Raw genomic sequence first — 7,534 nt, 5'->3', positions numbered from 1 at the left:
GVCCTCCCAGGGAGAGTGTCGAGGTTGAGTTTTTAAAAACCCGTATCCGCAACAGGGCCATCGCCAATAGAAGTGTTACCGCTGCCGTAAACAGAAATGAAAAAAGAGAGGAGACTCTTTTTCCGGCATATGCGGCCCCAGATTTTGAGTTTAGGCTCTCCATATTACTGAAAATAGCTACCAAATCCGTTATGGACAGCATCATAATTAATATGAAAAATGCCCATATCCCCCAATACAAATACCCTAAGCCGCTAACATCCAGAGAAGATTTGAATTTCTCGGTCCCGAAATAAGAATTGTTCCAAAAATAGCGCTCGATATAGACCTGTCGAAACGGCTCCGCAAACCCCAAGGTGAAAAGGCTAAGCAGCGTAAGCCCCGCCGCACGTGGTGCAAACACCTTCCAGTTACCTTCGAAACCGGCGCGAATTCCCCGCCATTCGGTGCGCGACAGCCGATAGCGCCGCGCAAAAAACAACCCCAGCGGCGTTAAGAGAATGAAGATTAAGAATTGAATCGGCCCCACAATACCGTGATAGCCTGCCGTTGACAGAATCCCCAACGGCACGAAAAGCACGGCCAAAATGAGCAAGGCGATGATCGCGCCCTTAAACAGCTCGAAGCCCGTTCCGGTATAGTGCAGAGGGTCGCCCGCAATTTGGATATTGCTCCAAAGATAGCGGCGCACACGAGTCTTCGCCCAAAAGCTCCAAATCCCCAGTGTGAGGATAGTGAGAAGCGCATTTTTGAAGGTGATCCCGGCAAGGCTCTCACCGTTGATCGTATGCGCGAGCGCGAGAGGCTCGGCCTCTGCGGTCACAGCGTCTACGGATGGCGGCAGCGTTTCGTCGGTCATTCCGGCCTCACATGCCAAGGATTTCAGAAACACTTACCCCATACAACCGCTCCGCCACAAGCGACGCCCGCATTGCCGCCCGTCGCCGCCTCCCGTATAACCGGGGCAATTGAGCGAAGGGGCGTACACACATGATCGTCGTGACCGGGGGGGCTGGGTTTATCGGCTCCAATCTGCTGCGCGGGCTTGAGGCGCGTGGGCTGCATGATCTGGTCGTCATCGACCGGCTGGGGCAGGACGAGAAATGGCGCAATATCGCCAAACGCGAGCTGGCCGCCGTCGTGCCGCCGGAAGAAACTTTCGCCTTTCTCGACGCCCATGCCGCCGAGATCGACGCGATTTTTCACTTGGGCGCGGTCTCCAGCACCACCGAAACCGACGCCGACCTTATCAACCAGTCGAATTTCGCCCTCACGCTGAAACTGTGGGATTGGTGCTGCTGGCGCGGCGCGCGCTTCATCTATGCCTCCAGCGCCGCCACCTATGGCGATGGCGCGCAGGGGTTCGAGGATGATGCGTCGATTGCCGCCCTCGCCCAACTTAAGCCGCTCAACGCCTACGGCTGGTCGAAACACGCGACCGACCGGCGCATCGCGCGGCTGGTGGCGGGCGACGGCCCGGTGCCGCCGCAGTGGCTGGGGCTGAAGTTCTTCAATGTCTATGGGCCGAACGAATACCATAAGGGCGGGCAGAAAAGCGTTGTCGCCCACATCCTGCCGCAGATTCAAGCGACGGGCCGGGCGAAGCTGTTCAAATCCTATCGGCCCGATTACGCCGACGGTGGCCAGTTACGCGATTTCGTCTGGGTTGGCGATATTGTGGACATCATGCTGTGGGCCTATGACCATCCTGCGGTGAGCGGCTTGTTCAACGCGGGCAGCGGGCAGGCGCGCAGCTTTCGGAATCTCGCCGATGCTGTCTTTGCCGCGATTAGTGTTCGCCCAAACATCGAATACATCGACATGCCCGAAAGCCTACGGGCGAAATATCAATATTTCACCGAAGCACGCATGGATCGGTTGCGCGCCGCCGGGTATGATCGCCCGCTGACCCCGCTGGCCGAGGGCGTAAAAGCCTATGTGCAAGACTATCTCCTGCAAGACGATCCCTATGCCTAAGGACACATGGCGATGAGCCTTACCGTTTTGCCCGCGCTGATGTTTCCGGCCATCGATCCGGTGGCGATTGCCATCGGGCCGCTGGCGATCCGCTGGTATGCGCTCGCCTATATCGTCGGGATTGTGTTGGGCTGGCGCTATATGATCGCCCTGTCGCGCCGCGCGCCGCAGATCGTGACGCGGGCCGATATCGACGATTTTCTGACCTGGGCGACGCTGGGGGTCATCCTCGGCGGGCGGCTGGGCTATGTGATCTTCTATAAGCCCGGCTATTACTTAGAGAATCTCAGCGAAGTGCTTCAGGTTTGGCACGGCGGCATGGCCTTTCACGGCGGCGCGCTGGGGGTGATTATCGCCCTTATTCTGTTCGCCCGCCGCCGCAAGATTCCGCTGCTGCCGTTCGGCGATTTGCTCGTCGGCGTGGTGCCCATCGGGCTTGGGCTCGGGCGCATTGCGAATTTTCTCAATGGCGAGCTGTGGGGTCGGGCGACCGATGTCTCTTGGGGGATGGTCTTCCCGACCGGGGGGCCGGAGCCGCGCCACCCGAGCCAATTGTATCAAGCCTGCTTGGAAGGGTTGTTGCTCTTCCTCGTCCTGCGCGTCCTGGAAGTGAAGGGCTTCCGCGACCGGCCCGGCTTTTTGGGCGGAGCGTTTCTGGCGGGTTATGGGGTTGCGCGCAGTCTCGGCGAGTTGTTCCGCCAGCCCGACGCTTTCCTCGGGTTTCTGGTTGCCGGGGCGACGATGGGGCAGTTGCTCTCGGTGCCGATGATTCTCGTCGGAATTTGGTTGATGGTGCGGGCCAAGCCGCAAACTAAGGCAGTTCCCAGCGCAGCATGAGCGAATCGCTCGAAGATTTGCTGCGGCGACGGCTCGAACTCGGCCCGATCACGGTGGCCGATTACATGCGCCTCGCCTTGGGCCATCCAACGCTGGGCTATTACCGCACGCGCGATCCCCTTGGCGGGGTGCCGGATTCGGCGGCGGGCGCGGTTCCTTCCGGATTGCCTGCCGTGGCCGGGGCGGCGGTGGGCGGCGATTTCGTCACCGCGCCCGAATGCTCGCAGATGTTCGGCGAATTGCTCGGCCTTTTGGTCGGCGCACGTCTGGGGCCTGCTCGGTCAGCCCGATCCCATCGGCTTCGTCGAGCTTGGGCCGGGGCGCGGCACGCTGATGGCCGATGCTTTGCGCGCGGTGCGCCTCGTTGCCCCAGGGTTTCACGCGGCGCTGCGGGTGCATCTCGTCGAAACCAGCCCGGTCTTGCGGGCGCGGCAGGCGAAGGTTTTGGAGGGCGAGGCGGTCGAATGGCACGAACGCTTAACCGATCTGCCGCCCGGTCCCTTCATTCTGCTGGCCAATGAGTTTCTCGACGCGCTGCCGATTCATCAGTTGGTGAAGCACGGGGGCCAGTGGCGCGAACGGCAGGTGGCGCTGACCGAGGCCGGCGATTTCGGCTTTCAGGTCGGCAAAGCCGCCTCCCCCCTCGCGCGGCTGCTCACGCCCGAGGTGGCCCAGGCCCCCGAGACCAGCATCGCCGAAGTCTCGCCGACGATCCGGGGGACGATTGCCGCGATTAGCCGTCGCTTGGCCCATTACGGCGGCGCGGCCCTGTTGATCGATTATGGCTATGCCGAGGCGGCGGCGGGCGATTCGCTGCAAGCCGTGCGCCGCCATCAGTATCATCCGGTGCTGCAAGATCCCGGCGAGGCCGATCTGACCGCCCATGTGGATTTCAGCGCGGTTGGGGCAGCGGCGCGGATGAGCGGCGTCGACGTTCACGGCCCCATCGAGCAGGGGGCCTTCCTCACCCGCCTCGGCATTCTGGAGCGGGCACAGCGCTTAGTGCGCGACGTCGATTCGGCCAAGGCGCACGATCTGGTGGAAGGCATGCACCGGCTGATCGCGCCGGACCGGATGGGGAGCCTGTTCAAAGTGATCGGCCTCGGGCCGGTGGGATTATCGGCGCTGCCGGGCTTCGTCAGTTAAAGGGGCCTGGACAGCGCCGTTCAGGGTGATAAAGATGCGCTCATGCGAAATCTCCGCCCCGTTTGTCCCGACGATTTGACGCTGATTTGCCGTCACCGCGAAGCCATGTTCCGCGAAGCCGGATGGGACATGATGGCGATTGCCACAATGGCCGTGCCGTTCCGCGAGTGGCTCGCGCCGCGCCTCGGCGATGGCCGCTATTTCGGCTTTATGGTGGAGGAGGATGGCCGCACCATCGCGGGCATTGGCCTGCTGGAACTCACCTGGCCGCCGCACCCCTCCCACCCGCACGACGACCGGCGCGGCTATGTGCTGAACCTCTATGTCGAGCCCGCCCATCGCAAGAACGGGGTTGCGCGAAGCTTGATGGTGGAAAGTCAGGCAGAACTCGCGCGCCGGGGCCTTTCTTACGCCACGCTGCACGCCACCGCGAATGGCCGCAAACTCTATGAAAAGCTCGGTTGGGCCGCGACCAGCGAAATGGCGACGCCGCTCGCCTTCGACGGTATGCCCGCCTAAAGCCCCCGGAAGACCTAGCCATGCGCCTTGATCCGCTAACGTCCGAGTTTCTCGATCTTCCCGGCGTGCGCCACGGGTTTTTCACCCGCGCGGGCGGCGTGTCGCAGGGTATTTATGCCAGCCTGAATGCCGGGTTCGGCTCTCAGGACGATCCCGCAGCGGTGGCGGAAAACCGGGACCGGGTGGCGAAATTCTTAGGCGCTGCGAGCGGGACGCAGCTTGTCACCGGCCATCAGGTTCATAGCAAGGCGGTGGAGATTGTCACCGCGCCTTGGGCGCACGGCGCGGCCCCGCAGGTCGATGGGCTGGTGACGAAACAGCGAGGGCTGGTGCTCGGTGTTCTCTCTGCCGATTGCGCGCCGATTCTCTTCGCCGATAGCGAGGCCGGGGTGATCGGTGCCTGCCATGCCGGATGGCGCGGGGCGCTGGGCGGTGTGGCCCAGGCGACGGTCGAGGCGATGGTGACGCAGGGGGCGAAGCGGGCGCGCATTCATGCCGTCATCGGCCCCTGCATTGGCCCCGAGTCCTACGAAGTGTCCGACGAATTCGTCGCCACCTTCATGGATGCCGATCCCGATAATATGGATTTCTTCGAACCCGGCACCCGCGAGGGGCACGCGATGTTCGATCTCGGCGGCTACCTGCTGCATCGGCTCGAAAAGCTCCGCCTCGGCGCGGCGGAACTCTTAGGCGAAGATACGCTGGCCGATGCCGACCGCTTTTTTAGCTATCGGCGCGAGACGCTGGCCAATGGCGGCGCGCCCGCCGATTATGGTCGCTTGATCTCGGCGATTGCCTTGGCCCCGTAAGCCCTGCCGCCATGCCCTATCTCTTCCAATTCTTCGCTATCGCCCTGCTGCTCTCGATTGCCGCATGCATCGCTTTCTAACCTTCGGCGCGCTGGCGCTGCTGGCCGCATGCCAGCCTTTGCCGCAACCGTTTCAGCCCTCGGCGACGGAAAAGGGGGTGGCGGGGGCGATGCTGCCGAAGGATACGCACGGCGTGTCCATTCTCGAAATCACCGGCCTGCCTTCAGCGATGTCCGGCCCGTTGCGCGCGGCGATTGCTCAGCGTTTGCGCGATGAGGATATTCCGGCGGCGGTCGATATAGGTCATCGCGGCGCGTTTCTGCTGCGCGGCGAAGCGAGCCTGACGCCGCTGTCGCCCCAGGAAGAGGAGGTGCAAATCGCCTGGTTCCTGGTGCCGCCCGATGGGGGCGATGTGCGCATGATGAGCCGCCGTGATGCGATTCCGCGCGGCCAAGCCCAGAACCCGACGCTGCCGCAGCTCGACCGCATCGCGCGCGGCGTCACCACCGCGCTGCTACCGATGCTGAACCCGACCGTCGCCGAGGCGCAAGGCGTGCGCGGTGTTTCGGTCTGGGGGATCGATGGCGCGCCGGGCGACGGCAAGATCGCCCTAAAACGCGCGCTGGAATTCATCCTGCGCGAAAACGGCGTGCCAATCGTCGAACATGAAACCCCGGAAGCCCTCGTCGTCAGTGGCACGGTGAGCTTGGGGAAGCCGGTCAACGGCGTGCAGCTCATCCGCCTGCGCTGGGTGATGCTGCTGCCTGATGGCAGCGAGCTGGGCACGGTGGAGCAGGAAAATCAGATCCCGGCGGGCAGCCTCGATAAAAACTGGGGCGAGGCCGCGATTTTTGCTGCCGAAGGCGCGTTCGAAGGGCTGGCGGCGCTGCTGGACAAAGCCCCACCGCTGAAGCCTTAGGGTTAAGGAGCGCGGCGTTACTCCGCTACGGCAATATCGGCGATAACCAGCCGCTCGTTGCGCACCCGCCCATCGCGCTGAACGGTAATATCGACGGGTTTACCGATGCCGATTTGGTCGAGCAGGGCGGCGAGATTGGCGATTCCGGCGACGGGCTGGCCCGCGACGTGGGTAATCACATCGCCTAAGCGCCCACCGCTGCGATCGATGCCTTTCAGGCCGAGGCGCGCGGCGGGGCTGCCCGGAATGACCGAGGCGACGATCAGGCCGGAAACGCCGAAGCGCGCGGCAAGCTCGTCGGGGGCCGCGAGAATGCCGATACCGGGGCGGGGAATGCGCTTATCGCGGATCAGGATGGGAACGATGCGGTTGACGGTATCGACCGGTACGGCGAACCCAACCCCCGCTGAGGAGCCGGAGGCCGAGAGAATGGCGGTCGTCACGCCAATCAGCCGCCCGGCGCTATCGAGCAAGGGGCCGCCGGAATTGCCGGGGTTGATGGCGGCATCGGTCTGAATCGCGCCGATCACTTCGCGGCCCGGCGCGGTCGGCAAGCGCCGGTCCAGCGCCGAAATGATCCCGGAGGTGAGGGTTCGCGACAGGCCGAACGGATTGCCGATAGCATAAACGCTCTGCCCCACCTTCAAATCGGCGGAACTGCCCAAGGGGATCGGGCGCAGCGGCACGCGGCTATCGACCAGTTTGACCACGGCAAGATCATGATCGGGCGACACGCCGATCACGCGCGCCTCATGGGCCTCGCCCCGGTCCAGGCGCACGCGCACGCTCTGCGCGCCTTCGACCACGTGATAATTCGTCACCACATGCCCGGCGAGATCCCAGACGAAGCCCGAGCCCGCGCCGCCATCGCCATTCGGATCGCCGGTAAAAATATAGGCAACCGAGGGCGCGGCATTCTCGAACAGCGCCACCGTATGTTGCTCATGCTCGGTGAGCGAGCCGCGCGCATCGACGGGCCGAGGCCGATCCACCACCACCCAAACCGACCGCACAAACCGCTCGCCCATCCAGAGCGCGGCGATAAGGAGAAGGCCGAGGAGCAGGAGGCGGGAGAATTTCATAAAGCTTCTTCCAGGATAACGCCCTGATATTTCAGCGCATAATAAAGGAAGGGCGCTCGAAATTTGAGCTCATCTTTATCACCGCTTATACGGTAGCTCTGTATCAATTGGCTGCGTCTTCTCCTCAAATGCTTATTGTTGAGCCCAAGTGTATCAATTGTGGTCTTGCAGGCTTCGACCCAAGTTTCATGCCCTGGAAACTCGCGGAGTTTCACAGAGCCGTCATCGATATTGAGATAAAAGAA

General features: G+C 62.8%; 9 protein-coding genes. 6 read left to right on the top strand and 3 right to left on the bottom strand.

What is annotated here, in order from left to right:
* A partial coding sequence (locus VZ95_RS22830) for a DUF898 family protein (protein WP_084627606.1) occupies positions 1-859 on the bottom strand: 859 nt, incomplete at its 3' end.
* A 131-nt stretch (positions 860-990) separates the two neighbouring features.
* Between VZ95_RS22830 and rfaD the strand changes: the two genes are divergently transcribed.
* From rfaD to VZ95_RS21690, 6 genes are all read left to right on the top strand, one after another.
* Positions 991-1,977, top strand: a complete 987-nt coding sequence (gene rfaD, locus VZ95_RS06090; RefSeq protein ID WP_045775066.1) for an ADP-glyceromanno-heptose 6-epimerase — start codon at positions 991-993, stop codon at positions 1,975-1,977.
* Positions 1,978-1,989: 12 nt separating this feature from the next.
* A complete protein-coding gene (lgt, locus tag VZ95_RS06085) occupies positions 1,990-2,814 on the top strand; it encodes a prolipoprotein diacylglyceryl transferase (protein WP_045775068.1) in 825 nt (274 codons plus the stop codon).
* Between the two features lie 120 nt (positions 2,815-2,934).
* On the top strand, positions 2,935-3,960 hold the full coding sequence (locus VZ95_RS06080) for a class I SAM-dependent methyltransferase (protein WP_332308014.1): 1,026 nt from the start codon (positions 2,935-2,937) through the stop codon (positions 3,958-3,960).
* A gap of 42 nt (positions 3,961-4,002) precedes the next feature.
* A complete protein-coding gene (locus tag VZ95_RS06075) occupies positions 4,003-4,479 on the top strand; it encodes a GNAT family N-acetyltransferase (protein ID WP_045775065.1) in 477 nt (158 codons plus the stop codon).
* A gap of 20 nt (positions 4,480-4,499) precedes the next feature.
* Positions 4,500-5,288, top strand: coding sequence for a peptidoglycan editing factor PgeF (gene pgeF / locus VZ95_RS06070; RefSeq protein WP_045775064.1), 789 nt, complete (start codon positions 4,500-4,502; stop codon positions 5,286-5,288).
* Between the two features lie 64 nt (positions 5,289-5,352).
* Positions 5,353-6,207, top strand: coding sequence for a hypothetical protein (locus tag VZ95_RS21690; RefSeq protein ID WP_052711531.1), 855 nt, complete (start codon positions 5,353-5,355; stop codon positions 6,205-6,207).
* 17 nt (positions 6,208-6,224) lie between these two features.
* Here the strand turns inward: VZ95_RS21690 and VZ95_RS06060 are convergent, their stop codons facing one another.
* Both VZ95_RS06060 and VZ95_RS26715 read right to left on the bottom strand, forming a co-directional pair.
* Positions 6,225-7,289, bottom strand: coding sequence for a S1C family serine protease (locus tag VZ95_RS06060; RefSeq protein WP_045775063.1), 1,065 nt, complete (start codon positions 7,287-7,289; stop codon positions 6,225-6,227).
* A partial coding sequence (locus VZ95_RS26715; protein WP_045775062.1) for a hypothetical protein occupies positions 7,286-7,534 on the bottom strand: 249 nt, incomplete at its 5' end. The genes VZ95_RS06060 and VZ95_RS26715, both read right to left, overlap by 4 nt.

Origin of the sequence: Elstera litoralis, assembly GCF_000963705.1 — a bacterium.
GTDB classification, from domain to species: Bacteria; Pseudomonadota; Alphaproteobacteria; order Elsterales; family Elsteraceae; genus Elstera; species Elstera litoralis.
This window is presented reverse-complemented; position numbering and strand designations above follow the sequence as displayed.

Coding starts and splice junctions, on each gene's coding strand:
- VZ95_RS06075 (WP_045775065.1), top strand. CDS start 4,003: ATGCGAAATCTCCGCCCCGTTTGTCCCGACGATTTGACGCTGATTTGC.
- lgt (WP_045775068.1), top strand. CDS start 1,990: ATGAGCCTTACCGTTTTGCCCGCGCTGATGTTTCCGGCCATCGATCCG.
- VZ95_RS21690 (WP_052711531.1), top strand. CDS start 5,353: ATGCATCGCTTTCTAACCTTCGGCGCGCTGGCGCTGCTGGCCGCATGC.
- rfaD (WP_045775066.1), top strand. CDS start 991: ATGATCGTCGTGACCGGGGGGGCTGGGTTTATCGGCTCCAATCTGCTG.
- VZ95_RS06060 (WP_045775063.1), bottom strand. CDS start 7,289: ATGAAATTCTCCCGCCTCCTGCTCCTCGGCCTTCTCCTTATCGCCGCG.
- pgeF (WP_045775064.1), top strand. CDS start 4,500: ATGCGCCTTGATCCGCTAACGTCCGAGTTTCTCGATCTTCCCGGCGTG.